This window comes from Jiangella sp. DSM 45060 (assembly GCF_900105175.1).
In the GTDB taxonomy this organism is placed as follows: domain Bacteria; phylum Actinomycetota; class Actinomycetes; order Jiangellales; family Jiangellaceae; genus Jiangella.
Genome location: NZ_LT629771.1, coordinates 4,016,630 through 4,032,700, shown reverse-complemented (window position 1 = coordinate 4,032,700; position 16,071 = coordinate 4,016,630). Strand labels below are relative to the sequence as shown.

12 protein-coding genes are annotated in these 16,071 nt (G+C 73.5%); 6 read left to right on the top strand and 6 right to left on the bottom strand.

The genetic code is table 11. From position 1 onward, the window contains the following. Nucleotides 1-61: 61 nt before the first annotated feature. Entirely contained in the window at nt 62-1,792 is a 1,731-nt protein-coding gene (locus tag BLU82_RS18085; RefSeq protein ID WP_092625983.1) for an ABC transporter ATP-binding protein, read from the top strand. A gap of 139 nt (nt 1,793-1,931) precedes the next feature. Here BLU82_RS18085 and BLU82_RS18080 read toward each other — a convergent pair whose 3' ends face one another. Genes BLU82_RS18080 through BLU82_RS34760 form a run of 3 tightly spaced genes read right to left on the bottom strand, consistent with a single transcriptional unit; the run spans nt 1,932 to nt 4,590 of the window. Next, nucleotides 1,932-2,552, bottom strand: coding sequence for an SGNH/GDSL hydrolase family protein (locus BLU82_RS18080; RefSeq protein WP_092622518.1), 621 nt, complete (start codon nt 2,550-2,552; stop codon nt 1,932-1,934). Beyond that, nucleotides 2,549-3,892 (bottom strand): acetylxylan esterase, encoded by a 1,344-nt coding sequence (locus BLU82_RS18075; protein ID WP_172885641.1) that lies wholly within the window; start codon nt 3,890-3,892, stop codon nt 2,549-2,551. The genes BLU82_RS18080 and BLU82_RS18075 overlap by 4 nt, the downstream gene beginning before the upstream one ends. Beyond that, nucleotides 3,787-4,590, bottom strand: a complete 804-nt coding sequence (locus tag BLU82_RS34760) for a hypothetical protein (protein WP_092622516.1) — start codon at nt 4,588-4,590, stop codon at nt 3,787-3,789. Before BLU82_RS34760 ends, BLU82_RS18075 begins: the two co-directional genes overlap by 106 nt. Before the next feature lie 107 nt (nt 4,591-4,697). On the opposite strand from BLU82_RS34760, the gene BLU82_RS18065 reads away from it, so the two are divergent. Continuing rightward, complete coding sequence (locus BLU82_RS18065) at nt 4,698-6,038, top strand: Gfo/Idh/MocA family protein (RefSeq protein WP_092622515.1); 1,341 nt, start codon at nt 4,698-4,700, stop codon at nt 6,036-6,038. Nucleotides 6,039-6,247: 209 nt separating this feature from the next. Here the strand turns inward: BLU82_RS18065 and BLU82_RS18060 are convergent, their stop codons facing one another. Next, nucleotides 6,248-7,228 carry a sigma-70 family RNA polymerase sigma factor gene (locus tag BLU82_RS18060; protein ID WP_092622514.1) on the bottom strand — a complete coding sequence of 327 codons (981 nt, stop codon included), beginning with the start codon at nt 7,226-7,228 and terminating at the stop codon, nt 6,248-6,250. A gap of 244 nt (nt 7,229-7,472) precedes the next feature. Between BLU82_RS18060 and BLU82_RS18055 the strand changes: the two genes are divergently transcribed. The 3 genes from BLU82_RS18055 to BLU82_RS18045 are packed head-to-tail and all read left to right on the top strand — an operon-like array spanning nt 7,473 to nt 12,243. Further along, entirely contained in the window at nt 7,473-8,384 is a 912-nt protein-coding gene (locus tag BLU82_RS18055) for a sugar phosphate isomerase/epimerase (protein WP_197682300.1), read from the top strand. Continuing rightward, entirely contained in the window at nt 8,381-9,538 is a 1,158-nt protein-coding gene (locus tag BLU82_RS35160; RefSeq protein ID WP_197682299.1) for a Gfo/Idh/MocA family protein, read from the top strand. Before BLU82_RS18055 ends, BLU82_RS35160 begins: the two co-directional genes overlap by 4 nt. Beyond that, nucleotides 9,535-12,243 (top strand): glycosyl hydrolase-related protein, encoded by a 2,709-nt coding sequence (locus tag BLU82_RS18045; protein WP_197682298.1) that lies wholly within the window; start codon nt 9,535-9,537, stop codon nt 12,241-12,243. Before BLU82_RS35160 ends, BLU82_RS18045 begins: the two co-directional genes overlap by 4 nt. A gap of 6 nt (nt 12,244-12,249) precedes the next feature. Here BLU82_RS18045 and BLU82_RS18040 read toward each other — a convergent pair whose 3' ends face one another. Together BLU82_RS18040 and BLU82_RS18035 are read right to left on the bottom strand one after the other, a co-directional pair. Continuing rightward, nucleotides 12,250-13,500, bottom strand: coding sequence for a S1 family peptidase (locus BLU82_RS18040; protein WP_092622511.1), 1,251 nt, complete (start codon nt 13,498-13,500; stop codon nt 12,250-12,252). Between the two features lie 105 nt (nt 13,501-13,605). Continuing rightward, nucleotides 13,606-15,393: an ABC transporter ATP-binding protein gene (locus BLU82_RS18035; protein ID WP_092622510.1), complete on the bottom strand. Its 1,788-nt coding sequence runs from the start codon at nt 15,391-15,393 to the stop codon at nt 13,606-13,608. Between the two features lie 79 nt (nt 15,394-15,472). On the opposite strand from BLU82_RS18035, the gene BLU82_RS18030 reads away from it, so the two are divergent. Continuing rightward, nucleotides 15,473-16,036, top strand: a complete 564-nt coding sequence (locus tag BLU82_RS18030) for a TetR/AcrR family transcriptional regulator (RefSeq protein WP_197682297.1) — start codon at nt 15,473-15,475, stop codon at nt 16,034-16,036. The last annotated feature ends 35 nt before the right edge of the window (nt 16,037-16,071 follow it).

The following is a 16,071-nucleotide window of genomic DNA, read 5'->3' as shown; positions in this document are numbered from 1 at the left end:
CCGTCGCAACCTGCAGCGAGACGCCGTCCGCGAGATCGCCGCGGCCACCGTCGGCGAGTCGATGGACCCGGACGCGATCCTCGAGCTGCGGAACCTGTGCACGACGTTCCACACCGACGAGGGCGCCGTGCACGCCGTCGACGACGTCTCGCTGCGCATCCGCCGCGGCTCCACCACGTGCATCGTCGGCGAGTCCGGCTCGGGCAAGTCGGCCACCGCCCGGTCGATCATCCAGGTCGTCGACCACCCGGGCCGGGTCGACTCCGGCCAGGTGCTGTACCGCCCGACGCCCGACGGCGCCGTCGTCGACCTCGCCGCGCTGGACGCCACCGGCCCGGGCATCCGGTCGATCCGCGGCCGCGACATCGGCCTGGTCTTCCAGGAACCGATGTCGTCGCTGAGCCCCGTGCACACCATCGGCGACCAGATCGGCGAGCTGCTGGAACTGCACGAACGGCTGTCGCCGGCGGCCGCTCGCGAACGCGTCATCGACGACCTGCGCCGGGTCGGCATCCCGCGGCCCGAAGAGCGGTTCGGCGCGTACACGTTCCAGCTCTCCGGCGGCATGCGGCAGCGGGCGATGATCGCGATGGCGCTGGTCTGCCGCCCGTCGCTGCTGATCGCCGACGAGCCGACCACCGCGCTCGACGTCACCACCCAGGCGCAGATCCTGGACCTGCTGGCCGAGCTGAAGCAGTCGCTGGGGATGACGCTGATGTTCATCACCCACGACCTCGGCGTGGTCGCCGAGATCGCCGACGACGTGGTCGTCATGCGACACGGCAAGGTGGTCGAGCACGGCCCGGTCGACCAGATCTTCCACCACCCGCGGCACGAGTACACGCAGGAGCTGCTGGCCGCACTGCCGCAGCGCGGCGCCGTCGCGGCGCCCTCACCGGAGCCGGAGCCGGCCGCGGAGGCGTCGCCGCGGCCGCTGCTGCGGATCGAGGACCTGGAGATGACGTTCGAGGCCGCGGCCGGCACCATGTTCGGCCGCCGCCGCACCGAGCGGGTCAACGCCGTCGACAAGGTGACGCTGGACATCCCCGAGGGCAGCACCGTCGGGCTGGTCGGCGAGTCCGGCTGCGGCAAGACGACGCTGGGCCGGTGCGTGCTGCGCGCCTACCGACCGACCGCGGGCAAGCTGCTGTACGCCGGCGCCGACGGCGGCGTCACCGACCTCGCCCGGCTCAGCGAGAAGGAGCTGCTGCCGTTCCGCCGGCAGATCCGGATGGTCTTCCAGGACCCCTACGGCTCGCTCAACCCGCGCATGACCGTCCGCCAGGTCATCGGCGAGCCCCTGCGCGTCGCCGGGCTGGCGTCCGGATCGGAGCTGGACGGCAGGGTCGAGGACATGCTCGAACGGGTCGGGCTGAAGCGCTCGATGGCCGGCCGCTACCCGCACGCGTTCTCCGGCGGCGAGCGGCAGCGCATCGGCATCGCCCGCGCGCTGATCACCGAGCCGCGGCTGGTCGTCGCCGACGAGGCGGTGTCGGCGCTGGACGTGTCGGTGCGCACGCAGATCCTCGAGCTGCTCGCCGAGCTGCAGGGCGACCTCGGCCTCACCTACCTGTTCATCTCGCACGACCTGTCCGTGGTGGAGCGGATCTGCGACCAGGTCGCGGTGATGTACTTCGGCGTCATGGTCGAGCAAGGACCTGCCGAGCAGGTGTTCGCCGAGCCGCGGCACGGCTACACGCGGGCGCTGCTGTCGGCGGTGCCGGTGGCGGATCCGCGCGAGCGCGGCACCCGTTCGCGGGTCGCGTACGAGCCGGAGGACTCCGCGGCCTGATCCGCTGGGCCGGTCCGGTCGGCGGGCGGGGAACGCCGTCTCCGCCCGCCTCGCTCGTGCCTCGCTCGGACGCCCGCAGCCTACCCCTGACGGCGTTCCCCGCCCGCCGACCTGGCTGGGCTGCCCGGCTTGCGGCGCGTCAGGTCCAGGTGGGGTGGGTGTCGCCGAGGGCGGTGAGGAGGTCGCGGGCCAGCTTCTGGTGCCCCTCGGGGCCCGGGTGCAGCCCGTCGACCAGCAGCGCGAGCGCCTCGTCGCCGTCCGCCGTCCAGGTCTTGTGGTGGTCGACGAGGTGGCCGCCTGTGTCGGCGGCCACCTCGCGGACGGCGTCGGCGTAGGAGTCGAGGTGCGGGGCCTGCGCCTGCGTCGGCGCCACCGTCGGCGGCGTCTGCAGCACGACGTCGGTGCCGGTCGCCTGGATGCGCCGCACGACGTCGGTGTACTCGCGGACGAAGGCCGCCCGCCCGTCCGGCCCGTCGTTGGCGTCGTTGCTGCCCAGCCCGATGATCGCCACGTGCGGCGCGTGCCGCAGCACCGACGTCTCCAGCGCGTCGCGCAGCCTCGGCACCCGCCAGCCGCTGACCGCCGTGTTCAGGACGGTGTCGTCGCGGCGGCCGAGCCAGTAGCGGACCCGCTCGGCGAACAGGTCGGCGTAGCCGCGGTGCACGCCGGTCCACTTCGCCGCGGCGACGATGCTGTCGCCGGTGAACAGCCAGTCGACCGGCGTCGGGCCGGTGAGGGCGGTGCGGGCGTCGAGCGTCATGGAACCTCCTTGAGCCGGGTGCCGAGCAGGTCGTGCAGCCGTCGTCCCGGCGCGTGCACGGCCAGGCCGGGCAGCACGCCGTGCCACGCTCCCCGTCCGTCGTCGTGCAGCCGCGTGGTCATGATCCGGTCGAGGTCGACCACCGGGTCGGACACCGTCACGTCGACGATGCGGGGGTCGACGGCCGCGGCCAGCATCGCATGGTGGGCGCCGAGCCCGGCCGCGTGGATGTGCACCGGCCGGTCCGGGTGCCCGGCCAGCATGACGTCGATGGCGCGGGTAACGTCGAACGCGCGGGCCGCGGCCAGGCTGTCGTCCAGCCAGAGCAGGTCGGCGAGCAGCTTGTACATCGTGGAGTCGTGGCTCAGCGGGGACCGTCCGGACCGGTCGCGCGGCGCGAGCGCGCCCACCCCGCGGACGTCGAGGACCAGCAGCGGCCCGCCGACGCGGTCGTCGCGGGCGGCTCTGGTCAGCACCGGGTGGTCGGTGGTCGCCTCGGCGGTGCCGTCGTGCAGCAGGACGAGGCGCAGCCCCGGGCGGGCGTCGGTCTCGTCGGCGAGCAGGACGCCGGCGTTCCAGAGGCCGGTCTCGGTGCGCCAGAAGCCGTGCCGGCTGCCGGCCGGGCCGGGCAGCCACCGCACGCCGGGCTCGTCCGGCACGTCGCGGCCGGCGGTGATCCGGTCGCGCAGCCAGTCGGTGGGGTCGGCCGGTTCGCGGGGTTCCCGGTAGCCGGCCGCGGTGAGGTCGTGCAGGACCGCCGCCTCGCCGGTGTCGCCGCAGGCCAGCGCCTCCAGGCGAAGCGTGCCGGGCTCCGTCTCGTCGTCCGGCGCCGGCAGACCGAACGCCGTGCAGAAGAACCGGGTGGCCGCGGCGGCCAGCTCCGGCGCGTACTGATGCGTCGTCGCGGCCGTGACCAGCGTGAGCGCGTCGGGTGCGCCGAGCGCCGCGTAGGTCGTCTGGGCGCGCCGGACGGTCTCCCTGGTGCCCTCGATCGGGAAGAAGTCGTACTCCGCCGCCAGCACCGTCACGGGCCGCGGCGCGGCGGCGGCCAGCAGGTCGGCGTGGTCGACGCCGTGCTCGGTGCCGCCGAGCAGGACCTGCTCCGCGTCCTGGTGCTGCCCGCCGTCGAGGTACCGGCCCCGCGACGTGACGAACGTGGCCGGCGCGGCCGCGGCGATCCTCGGCTCGACCGCCGTCGCCAGCGTCGTGAGCCAGCCGCCGCCGCTGTTGCCGGTCAGGCCGATCCTGCTTCCGTCGACCCCCGGCAGCGTCTCGAGCAGATCGATCGCCCGGCGCACCTCGTGCACGAACCAGCGCGCGGGGACTGCCCCAGCCACCACGACTGCAGGCCGGCGTACGTGTGCTCGGCGGTGCCGGGGTTGACCAGCGGGCGCCCGGTGTCGTCGAGGTAACCGAGCCGCTCGCCCTGGCCGAACGGGTCCAGCGCCAGCACAACCAGACCGGCCCGGGCCAGCCGCGCGCACACCGCCTGGTACTGCGGATACGCCTTCGCCTCGTCGGCATGCCCGCACACGAACACGACGGCAGGAGTGTCACCCCGCCCGGCCGGGAGGGCCCCCACCCTACGGGCGGGCACCGACAACGTCGCGTCGCCGGCGGATCGGCCGAGGTCGGCCGTCTGGTCGCCAGCGGGTCGGTCGCCGGTGGGTCGGTAGAGGTTGGCCGTGGCGTGCACGCCGGGTGCGGTCTCGATGATCAGCCGCTCGATGCCGTACCCCGCGTCGTCCGGCAGGCCGGACACCATGCCGCACCAGCGCACCGGCGGCGCCGTCCCGTCCGACGGCGGCAGACCGCCGAGGCCGCGCAGCACCGCCGCCCGCACCCGCTCGCCCTCGCGCCGCACGTCCGCCTCCGACGCGGCCCGCGCGCCCGACGCCGCCGACGCGATCCGCGCGGCCCGCTCCTCCCACTCCGCCAGCCGCCGCCGGGTACGCCCCTCGACGTGGCGCTGGAGGTCGAGGGCGGCGTCCACGTAGCCGTCCAGGTTGGGTGCGAAGCCGAGCCGCGTGGAAGTCACCGCAGCACACTATCGCAATCGGTTGTCTCGCTGTGAACTGCCCGTTTGCTTCCCATACTGCAAGATTGCCTTGACACTTGCAGTCGAACCTTGCAAGGGTTCTGGCCATGACCCGCTACGCCATCGCCGGACTGTCCAACCGCGGGGTCGCGAGCTTCGTGCGGCCCATCCTCGGCTCGCTGGGCGGCGCGGACACCGCGCTCGGCTACGGCGAGAACGCCGAGGACTACTCCGAGCACGCCGACGTCGTCGCGGTGGTGGACCCGGACGAGGCGCGGGTGACGGCGTTCAACGAGTCGCTGCTGCCGCCGGGGCACGCGCCGCTGGCGTGGTACTCGCCGGACGACTTCGACCGCATGGTCGACGAGGTGCGGCCGGACGTCGTCGTGGTGGCGTCGCCGGACCACACGCATGCCGCCTACGTGCTGGCCGCGCTGCGCCGCGACGTCGACGTCATCGTCGAGAAGCCGATGGTCACGACCGCCGCCGACGCCGCCGCCGTGCTGGCCGCGGAGCAGGCGTCGAAGGCGACGGTGCGCGTCACCCACAACCTGCGATACACGCTGCGCCACCGCACCATCAAGCGGCTCATCCTCGACGGCGCCATCGGCCGGCCGACGCACGTCAGCCTCGACTACCACGTCGACATCCGGCACGGCGCCAGCTTCTTCCTGCGCTGGAACCGGCGCCGCGAGCTGTCCGGCGGCCTGTCGGTGCACAAGAGCACGCATCACCTGGACCTCGTGTCGTGGTGGCTCGACGACGTGCCGGAGCGGGTGTTCGCGATCGGCGGCCGGCACTACTACGGACCGGACAGCCCGCACCGCCCGCGCGACGAGAACGGCGCGCCGCTCACCGGCGCCGCGCTGCGCGACAACGACCCGTACTACCAGGCCCAGCTGGGCAGCAACACCTTCCCCGACGGCGCCGCCGCCGATCGCGTCGGCCTGTTCGGGCTGTCCTACGGCCACCAGTACCCGGCGGGCCAGGACATGTACCTTTACGACGACGAGATCGACGTCGAGGACACCTACAGCGCGCTGGTCGCGTACCGCGGCGGCATCGCGCTCTCGTACACGATCGACTTCTCGTCGCCGTGGGAGGGCTACCGGGTCACCATCAACGGCACCCACGGCCAGATCGAGACGCTGCACAGTCGGCTGCCGGGTGGCGGGGCGCTGCCCGGCTCGGACGACATCACGTACCGGCCGCTGTTCGGCGAGGCGCGCACCATCGAGGTCGCGACGGTCGCCGGCGGCCACGAGGGCGCCGACCCGCTGCTGCGGCACGACCTGTTCGTCGGGCCGGGCCGCGAGTCGCTGGACCTCGGGCTGCTCGCCGACTCCGCCGACGGCGCCCGCGCGGTGGCGACCGGCGAGGCGATCTGGCGCTCCATCGCCACCGGCGAGGTGCTCGACGTGGACGGGCTGCTCACGCCGCCCGAGTGAAGGCATCGCTGGGTCGTACCGTCCGGGGGCCTTTGCAATGAGCACCGATACGCATCGATGCGTATCGGTGCTCATTGCAAAGGCGCGTCGAACCCCGCACAGGGATGATGTCGTGGGCGTCATCGAGCGCGCGGCTCGGTGCCCGGCGCCGCGACGCCGGCATGCCGACGCCCCGGGCACCCGGGTGCCCGGGGCGTGCTCAACAGGCCCTAGCTGGCCCAGGCCATCAGCGACTCGTTGCGCCGGGGGTCGCGCAGCAGCATGAGCGCGTGCTTCTCGAGCTGGCGCACTCGCTCGCGGGACACACCGACCTCGTCGGCGACGTCCTGCAGGGTGTGCTCGTGGCCGTCGACCAGGCCGTAGCGCATGCCGATGATCTTCGCCTCACGCGTGGGCAGGGAGTCGAGGACGCTGCGTAGCTGCTCGCTCAGCGCCCGGCGTTCGACGAGGTCGGAGGCCTGGACGGCGTCGTCGTCCTCGATCAGCTCGCCGATGCTGGACTCGCCGTCGTCGCCGATGGGGGTGTCGAGGCTGAGGGGGTCGCGGGAGACACGGCGCAGCTCGACGACCTTCTCGACTGGCAGGCCGGCCTCTTCGGCGACCTCGTCGACCGTGGGGTCGCGGCCGAGCAGCCGCTGGAGGTCGCGGTCGATGCGGTGCAGCTTGGCCACCGTCTCGGACACGTGCACCGGCAGCCGCACGGTGCGGGTCTGCTCGGCCAGCCCGCGCTGGATGGCCTGGCGGATCCACCACGTGGCGTAGGTGGAGAACTTGAAGCCCTTGGCGTAGTCGAACTTCTCGACCGCGCGGATGAGGCCGAGGTTGCCCTCCTGGATGACGTCGAGGAAGGGCAGCCCGCGCCCGGACAGCTTCCGCGCGACCGACACGACCAGCCGCAGGTTGGCGCGGATCATGTGGTCGCGGGCGGCCTCGCCGTCGCGGACCAGGACGTCGAGCTGGGTCTTGTAGGACGGGGTCAGCTTGCGCTTGGAGGGCACGGCACCGGCCAGCAACTGCTCGGCGTACACACCGGTCTCGATGCGCTTGGCCAGGTCGACTTCTTCGGCCGCCGTGAGCAGCGGCGTCGAGCCCAGTTGCGCGAGGTAGCGGCCGACGAGGTCGGGCTCGCCCTCGGAGCGCGCCTGGCGGCGCCGCGGCGTCGCGCTGGTGGCCTTCGGTGCAGCTGCCATGGATCCCCCTCGGTGTCGAGTCGGCGTCCGGACCGTACCCGCACGATCAACGAACATACGTTCACAACGCACGAGACCCCACAAAGATTCCGGCACCCCCTGGGCAGGAGAGAAATCTCATGATAAAGACGCGACGCAGGGCAGAGCGCGTTGCCCGCGGCGACCGTATCGCGGACCCCGTCGGACATGGCAGGCTGACTGTACGTACTGTTGTCAGGACAAAGTCAGCGCCGATGATTGGGGAATGGTGGCGATGAAGGGCATTGCCGGGGCACCGGTGAGCTTCGGCGTCTTCGAGCTGACGGCGGACCAGCCGCTGCCGGACCCGGAGGAGATTCTCCGCCCGCTGCGCGACCTGGGATACGACGGCGTCGACCTCGGCCCGGTCGGCTGGCTCGGCCGCGGCGAGGAGCTGCGCCGCCGGCTGCGCGAGTACGAGCTGGTGCTGGTGGGCGGGTGGGTCGACCTGCCGTTCACCGACGACGACGCGTTCCGGGCGGCGCTGCCCGGCCTCGACGACGCGCTGGAGATCTTCGTGGCGGCGGCCGAGCTGGACCCGGCCCGCACGCCGTTGCCGACGCTGGCCGACATGGGCAGCGACCTGCGCCGCGCCAACCCGGGCGGCGCCGCGCCCGGCCTGGCGCTCGACGACGCCGGCTGGGGACGGCTGGCGCGCAACGTCGAGACCGCCGCCGCGCGGGTGCGCGCCGCCGGCCTGGAGCCCACGTTCCACCACCACGCCTGCACGTATGTCGAAACGCCCGCCGAGATCGACGAGTTCCTGGCCCGCACCGACGTCGGCCTGACCTTCGACAGCGGCCACCTGCTCATCGGCGGCGGCGACCCGGTCGAGGGCTGGCGGCGCTGGGGCTCGCGGATCAACCACCTGCACCTCAAGGACGCCCGCACCGCCGTGCTCGACCAGGTGCTGCGTGAGAAGGGCGGCATGCGCGACGTCTGGGAGCGGCGCGCGTTCGTCGAGCTGGGCGCCGGCGACCTCGACCTCGACGGCTTCATGGATGCGGTGTTCGAGAGCGACTTCGACGGCTGGCTGGTGGTCGAGCAGGACGTCGTGCCGTCGCCGTCCGACCCGCCGGAGCGGGTCATCGACGACCAGCGCGCCAACCGCGAGGCGCTGCGCCGGTGGCTGCCGTGAGCGACCGCGTCCGGCTGGCCGTCGCCGGCCTCGGCGCCGTCGCGCAGTCCGTCCACCTGCCGCTGATCGCCCGTCGCTGGGACCTGTTCGAGCTGGTCGCGGTCTGCGACCTCGCGCCGTCGCTGCGCACCGCCGTCGGTGAGCAGTACGGCGTCCCCGAGGAGCGCCGCTACGCCGACGCCGGAACGATGATCGAGCAGAGCGGCGCCGAGGGCGTCGTCCTGCTGACCTCCGGCTCGCACGGCGAGGCCGCGCTTCGGGCGCTGCGGGCCGGCGTCGCCGTCTTCTGCGAGAAGCCGCTGACGTACACCGCCGCCGAGGCCGACGCACTGGCCGCCGCCGAGCACGAGCTGGGCCGGCCGGCGCTGCTGCTGGCGTACATGAAGGAGCACGACGAGGCCGTCTGGCAGCTGAGCGAGCGGCTGGCCGGCGTCGACGACGTCCGCACGGTCGAGGTCGAGGTGCTGCACCCGACGGGTGACTCGCAGCTGGCGTTCGCCAACCTGCGCCCGGCCCCGCTCGACGTCGACCCCGACGCCGTCAGCCGGCTGGCCGCGGAGTCCGGGCGGCTGCTGGACGCCGCGATCGGCGCCGGCACGTCCGACCGGCTGCGGCACCTGTACGCGAACGTCGTCCTCGGCAGCCTGGTGCACGACACCTCGCTGCTGCGGGCGGTGCTCGGCGGGCTGGTGACGGTGGACGGCGCGCGGCAATGGCCGGCCGGCGCCGAGCCGGGCCGCGAACCCGGGTCGGTCGAGGTCACCGGCGAGCTGCCGGGCGCCGTCCGGGCCCGGATGAGCTGGCACTACCTGCCGGACTACCCGGCGTACACCGAGACGCTGACGGTGCACCACGGCAGCGGCTCGCTGCGGGTGACCTTCGGGACGCCGTACGTGCTGAACAACCCGACCCGGCTCGAGGTGGTCGAGGCGCCACCCGCGGGGACGGCGGCCGGCGGCGAGGTCCGCTCGGTGTTCACCTCCACCGGCGAGTCGTTCGAGAACGAGCTGTCAGACTTCCACCGCATGGTGACGGCGGGCGAGCGGCCGCGGGCCGGTGTCGCCGAGGGCCGTGCGGACATCCTGACCAGCCAGCGGATCATCCGGTTGCTGGCCGGCGACGAGCCGGTCGGCGGGGAGGCGGCACGCGCGTGACCGAGCCCGAGATCGTCCTCGTACCGCACACCCACTGGGACCGCGAGTGGTACGAGCCGTTCCAGGTGTTCCGGCTGAAACTGGCCGACGTCCTCGACGACGTCATCGAGCGGGCCGAGACCGATCCGGACTTCCGGTTCACCCTCGACGGCCAGTTCGCCGCCGTCGACGACTACCTGGAGCTGCGCCCGGAGAACCGCCACCGCGTCGCCGAGCTGGTCCGGCAGGGGCGACTGTCCATCGGGCCCTGGTACATCCTGCTCGACGAGTTCCTGTGCTCCGGCGAGACGATCGTGCGCAACCTCGAGCTGGGCTGGCAGGGCGCCGAGGCGCTGGGCGGGGCGATGCCGGTGGGCTACCTGCCCGACATGTTCGGCCACACCGCCCAGGTGCCGCAGCTCCTGGCCCGGGCCGGCATCGAGCACGCGGCCCTCTGGCGTGGGGCGCCCGGCGCGCTGACGACCCACGGGTTCCGCTGGGAGGCGCCCGACGGCAGCTCGGTGCGGGTGGAGTACCTGTTCGACGGCTACGGCAACGCGCTGGACCTGTTCGCGATCCCGTCGCGGCTGGGCCCGGCCGTGGACGCCTACCGCGCCGAGACCCGCTCGTGGTTCGGCGCCGACCCGGTGCTCGGCATGCTCGGCACCGACCACTCCGCGCCGCGGCCGGACCTGATGGACCTCGTCCGCGGTCCCGGCGGCGCCGGGCTGACGGTGTCCGGGCTGGCGGAGTACGTCACCCGGTTCCGGCCCGACGACCCCGGCCTGCCGGTCGTGGTGGGCGAGCTGCGCAGCCACGCACGCGGCAACATCCTGCCCGGCGTCATCTCGATCCGGGTCGGGCTCAAGCAGGCGATGGCCCGCGCCGAGCGCGTCGTCGGCGAGGCCGAGGCGCTGGCCGCGCAGTTCCAGCCGTCCGCCGACTACCGCGAGGCGTTCCTGCTGGCCTGGCGGAAGATCGTCGAGTCCACGGCGCACGACTCCGTCACCGGCTGCGGCGTCGACGAGACCGCCGCCCAGGTCGCGGCCCGGCTGGCCGAGGCCGAGCAGGCCGGGCGCGCCGTGCGCACCGCGGTGCTCCGGTCGGTCGCCGCGCGGGTGCCGGCCGACGCGCACGCCGTCGTCAACACCGTCCCCTGGCCGCGCACCGTGCTGGCCGAGTTGGACGTCCCCGCGCCGCTCACCGACCGCCCGGTGACGGCCGCGCTGCCCGACGGGACGGCGCTGCCGGTGCAGGAGCTGAGCCGCTCGTCGACCCTGCTGGGTGACGAGAAACTGGCCGCCGCCGACCTCGACAAGGTGATCCGGCGCATCCACGGCCGCGAGCTGTTCGGCCAGCAGATCGAGTCGTACGCCGTCACGCCGGGGACGCTCGACTTCGCGGTCGCGCGGGTGCCGTCGACGCCGGAGTTCGACCTCGCGGCGCTGCGGGCCGAGCTGGCCGCGGCCGCCGCGCATGCGCCGGGGGAGTGGCGGGTGCGCACGGTCGCGCAGCAGCGCCGCCGGGTGCTCGCCGCGGTCCAGCTGGATGCGTCCGGGCAGGTCGCGGTGCGGACGTCCCAGGACTCCGCCGAGGCCGGCGCCTCGGGTGTCGAGGTGACGGACCGGTCGCTGACCTCGGCCGACGTGCGCGTCGACGTTGCGGACGACGGCACGCTGACGGTGCGCGGCGCCGACGGCACCGAGCTGAGCGGCGTCGGCCGCCTGGTGTCCGGCGGCGACCGCGGCGACAGCTACAACTACGGCCCGCCCGCCGCCGACGTGCTGGTCGAGAAGCCGTCCTCGGTCATCGTGACGGTGGACGAGGGCGGGCCGCTGCGCGGCGTGCTGAGGGTGGTCCGCCGCTACGACTGGCCGGTGTCGCTGTCCGCCGACCTCGACGTGCGCGCCGCCGAGACCGTGCCGGTCGAGGTGACGACCCTGGTCGAGCTGCGGGCCGGCGAGCCGTACGTCCGGCTGGACGTCTCGTTCGTCAACCCGGCCCGCGACCACCGCGTGCGGCTGCACGTGCCGCTGCCCGCGCCGGTCACCGAGTCGGCGGCCGACGGGCAGTTCGCGGTGACGGCGCGCGGGCTGACGTCGGAGGGCGGCTGGGGCGAGTACCCGCTGCCGACGTTCCCGGCGTCGGCGTTCGTGTCCGCGGGCCCCGCGACCGTGCTGCTCGACCACGTCACCGAGTACGAACTGGCCGGCGACGGCGCGGAGCTGGCGCTGACGCTGCTGCGCGCGGTCGGCTGGATGAGCGTCAACCTGCACCCGCTGCGCGACGAGCCGGCCGGGTCGGAGTTCCCGGTACCCGGCGCCCAGTACGTCGGCGTGCCGGTGCGGGCGCGGCTGGCGGTCGTGCCGCGGGCCGGCGGCTGGGGACCGGCGTCGGCGCCCCGGCTGGCCGAGGAGTTCCGCCACGACGCGCAGGTGGTGCCGGGGCTGGCCGCCGCGGGCGGCGAGCTCCCGCCACCGTCGTCGGGGCTGGGCGTGAGCGGGCCGGGCGTCGTCGCGTCGTCGATCCGGTCCCGCGGCGACGAGACCGAACTGCGGCTGGTCGCCATGTCCGCCGCGCCGACGACGGCCACCGTCACCGGGGCGTTCGTCACGGCCTGGCGCACCGACCTGCTGGGCCGGGCGCTGGAGCCGCTTCCCGTCGACGGCGACCGCGTCGACGTCGAGCTCGGGCCGTGGGAGATCGCGACGATCAGGGTGTCGTAGGTGCTGTCAGCGCGTGTGCACGATGACGCCGATGTGGTCGGTGATGTCGGGCAGCGTGCTGAACAGCGACACGTCTTCGCCGTGGCAGGTCGACGGCTGGATCTTGCCGCCGTGGTGGATGCCGTACGCGATGCGGCCGGTGGACGTGTAGCGGTACCAGGCGCCGCCGCTGTCGCCCGGGCAGGTGTCGATGCCGTCGACCCGGGCCAGGTTGCGGGCCTCGGGGTCGTTGACGTCGCCGAGCACGCCGCAGCGGATGCCGGACACGCTGGAGCGCGCCGCGATGCACACCGTCTGGCCGGGCTGCATGCTGGTCTCTGACGTGATGCGCGCGGTCACCGGCAGCCGCTGGTTCGACGGGTTCTCGTGGTACAGCCAGCCCCACGTGGCGTTCTCCAGCCAGTACGCGTTGTCGATGCGCACCGCCGCGGCGTCGGCATCGCCGCTGTTGTAGCGGGCCCGCATGGGGCCGATCGCCTGGGTGCCGTGGCCCCACTGGCTGTCGAGGAGGCCGCAGTGACCGGCCGTGAGCATCCATTTGCGGCTGTTCGTGGTGGAGTCGGCGGTGAACCCGACCGAGCAGAAGTAGTTCTTGTCCGGCCCGCGCCACAGCTCGACGCCGGCGCGCAGCGGGCGGCCGCAGCGGTACAGGCTGTCGCACGCCTCGGAGCCGTCGACGCGCACCCGCCGCGCCGTGGCCCGCATGGTGGGCGGCAGAGTGACGTCGCCCGTGCGCACGGCCGACAGCGTGCGCAGCGGCAGCTCGACGACGACGCGGTTGCCCTTCAGGTCGATCCCGGCCGTGGCGCCCGCCGGGACGTCCGGGTGAGCGCCGTCGTTGACACGGTCGCGCTCGGCCAGCAGCGTGGCCAGGCTGAAGTCGGCGTCGTGGAGGGCGACGTCGATGCCGCGGCCGGTGGCGGCCTCGGTGAACTCGGCCGCGGCCGCCGGTGTCGTCGACAACAGGTGCTGGGTGTCGGTGGCGCCGTCGTACCAGGCGCCCCCGTAGGTGCCGGGCGACTGCTCGGCCAGCTGCTCGAGCAGCGCGACCCGCTCGTCCTCGGCGTCGATGCGGCGCAGCGCCTCGGCGTCGTCGACGCCGGGGAACGCTCGCTGGAAGGCGTCGATCGCGGCGGTCCGGTCCGGGTCGGCCGGGTCCGCGGCGGGGGTGGGTGCGGCGGGGGCGGGAGCCGTGCCGAGCAGCCCGGTCAGGGCCGCTGCGGCGACGGCGACGGCGAACGTGCGTCGTCGATTCACAAGGGTGCTCTCTACTCGAAGGCCACATGGTGTGACAGGTGGTGAAGTTGCTGGAAATGTGGTCGTTCGAGCATAGATGGGGCGTGATCTTGAACCGCGGCAGGGTCAGGCGGTCGGCGTCGTGACCGCCGCCGGCTCGGGGGTGGCGATGCGCAGCGCCGCGACCAGCTCGCGGTAGAGCTCGTCGGCGCCGAGCAGCTGCTCGTGGGTGCCGACGGCGCGGACTCGGCCGGCCTCCAGCAGCACGATCTGGTCGGCGTCGATGACGGTCGACAGCCGGTGCGCGATGGTCACGACGGCGCCGGTGGCGGCCTGGCGGCGGATGCCCTCGGCGACGGCCGCCTCACTGAGGCCGTCCAGCTGCGCCGTCGCCTCGTCGAGCAGCAGCAGCTCGGCGTCGGCCACCAGGGCGCGGGCCAGCGCGACCCGCTGCCGCTCGCCGCCCGACATCGTCGTCGGGGACAGCACGGTGTCGAGGCCGTCGTCGAGGCTGCGGACCCGGTGATCGAGCCGGACCGTCGCGAGCGCCGCCCACAGCTCGTCCTCCGTGGCCTCCGGCGCGGCGTAGCGCAGGTTCTCGCGCAGCGTGCCGGGCACCAGCGGGGTGTCCTGCTCGACGTAGGCGATGCGGCTGCGCAGGTCGGAGAGCCGCCACTCGGCGAACGGGCGGCCGTCGAGCACGATCTCGCCGCGCTGTGGCTGCAGGAACTTCAGCAGCAGCGAGAAGACCGTCGTCTTGCCGGCGCCGGACGGCCCGATGATCGCGGTGTGCCCGTGCCGCGGGATCGTCAGGCTGACGCCGTCGAGCGCCGGCGCGGACTCGGGGGAGTAGCGGTACTCGACGTCGCGCAGCTCCAGCGCGGCGCCGGCCGTCGGCGTCCCCGCCGCGGGGCCCGCGCCCGGCTCGTCCGACTCCGTCGCCATGGCGTCGATCTCGCCGATGCGGGCGGCCGCCGCGAGGCCGGACTGCACCGACGTCAGGCTCATCGTCAGCAGCATGACCGGCATCATCAGCTGGAACGCGTACAGCAGGAACGCGACCAGCGTCGTCACCGTCATGTCGCCGGCCGCGACCCGGTAGGCGCCGACGCCGAGGATCAGCATGACGGCGAGGTTGATGCCGCCGCCGGTGATGGTCCACGCCCACGCCTCGAGCCGGACCGCACGGATGCTCTTCTGAGCCGACCGCTCGGCGTGCCCGGCGATGCGGGAGGTCTCGCGGGCCTCCGCCCGGGCCGCCTTGACGGTGCGCAGCGCGCGCAGCACTCCTTCCAGCCGCCCGCCCAGCGCGCCGACCTCCTCCTGGGCCTCCTGCTGTGCCTTCGCGAGCTTGGGCATCAACAGCGAGGCCAGGATCGCGACCACGACGATGACGCCCAGCGTCGTCCCCAGCAGCACGAGGTCGAGGTAGGCCATCAGGGCCAGCGCGCCGGCCAGCCCCACCAGCCCGTTGACGCCGTTGACGATGCTCGACGTCGTGGCCTCGCGGATCAGCATGGTGTCGGACGTGACCCGGGTGACCATCTCGCCCGCGCTGCGGATGCCCAGCTCGGTCACCTTCGTCCGCAGCAGGTGTCGCACCATGCCGGTGCGGGCGGCCAGGATGATCCGCTCGGCGAGCGTGCCCAGCAGGATCGTCTGCACCAGCCCGATGACGGCGCCCGCGACCAGTAGGACGGCCAGCAGCGTCACCGGCCCCCGCAGCGACGCGTCCACCTCGAGTCCGTCCAGGACGCTCTTCGTCACCAGCGGGGTCACGAGCTCCGCGCCGGTGCCCAGCAGGCCCAGCACCAGTCCGATGATCAGGATGCGCTTGTGCGGGCGGGCGTAGCCCCAGAGCAGGCGGACCTTGGCGCTGGTGGGAAGGTCAGGGGTCGGTCGATCGTCCGTCATGCAGTCAGAATGACACATCGATGTCTCATTCTCAAGGTTCAGTGTTCTATTATGGCGGAGCTGTGTAATATAAGCGAGCGTGACGACGACCGACACCGGCGTACGCCAGCGCACCCGGCGGGCCATCCTCGAGGCCGCGGCCACCCTCTGGGCCCGCGACTTCTCCGCGTCCCTCGGCGACATCGCCGACCGCGCCGAGGTCAGCCGCAGCACGCTGCACCGCTACTTCCCCGAGCGCCAGGCCCTCGTCGACGCGCTGCTGCTGGACTCGCAGACCCGGATGGGCGAGGCCTGGGGCGCCGCGGTCGCCGCTTCGTCCACCCCGATCGAGACGATCGAGAACATCATGGGCGCCGTCGTCGACCTCGCCGACCACGTTCTGTTCCTGTTCAGTGACCCGGTCCGGTTCGAGGGCAACCCGCACTGGGACGACAGCGACGACGACACCCTCCCCGACCTCATCCGCGCCGCCCAGTCCTCCGGCGACCTCGACCCGGCCATCGACCCCACCTTCGTCATCGGCGTCATGTACTCGCTCATCTACGTCACGGCCGAGTCCGTGTCCGCCGGCACCCTGCCCCGCCACAAAGCCACCGAGACCCTCGTCCGCGTCTTCCGCCACGGCGTGTCTGGTTCTCCATGATCATCAATGATCCGACCCCCTATAGGTGGTTGGAT

What these genes read in the sequence shown, in the direction of transcription:
- BLU82_RS18085 (WP_092625983.1), top strand. Translation starts at nt 62, where the DNA reads ATGGACCCGGACGCGATCCTCGAGCTGCGGAACCTGTGCACGACGTTC.
- BLU82_RS18080 (WP_092622518.1), bottom strand. Translation starts at nt 2,552, where the DNA reads ATGACGCTCGACGCCCGCACCGCCCTCACCGGCCCGACGCCGGTCGAC.
- BLU82_RS18065 (WP_092622515.1), top strand. Translation starts at nt 4,698, where the DNA reads ATGACCCGCTACGCCATCGCCGGACTGTCCAACCGCGGGGTCGCGAGC.
- BLU82_RS18060 (WP_092622514.1), bottom strand. Translation starts at nt 7,228, where the DNA reads ATGGCAGCTGCACCGAAGGCCACCAGCGCGACGCCGCGGCGCCGCCAG.
- BLU82_RS18055 (WP_197682300.1), top strand. Translation starts at nt 7,473, where the DNA reads ATGGTGGCGATGAAGGGCATTGCCGGGGCACCGGTGAGCTTCGGCGTC.
- BLU82_RS18035 (WP_092622510.1), bottom strand. Translation starts at nt 15,393, where the DNA reads ATGACGGACGATCGACCGACCCCTGACCTTCCCACCAGCGCCAAGGTC.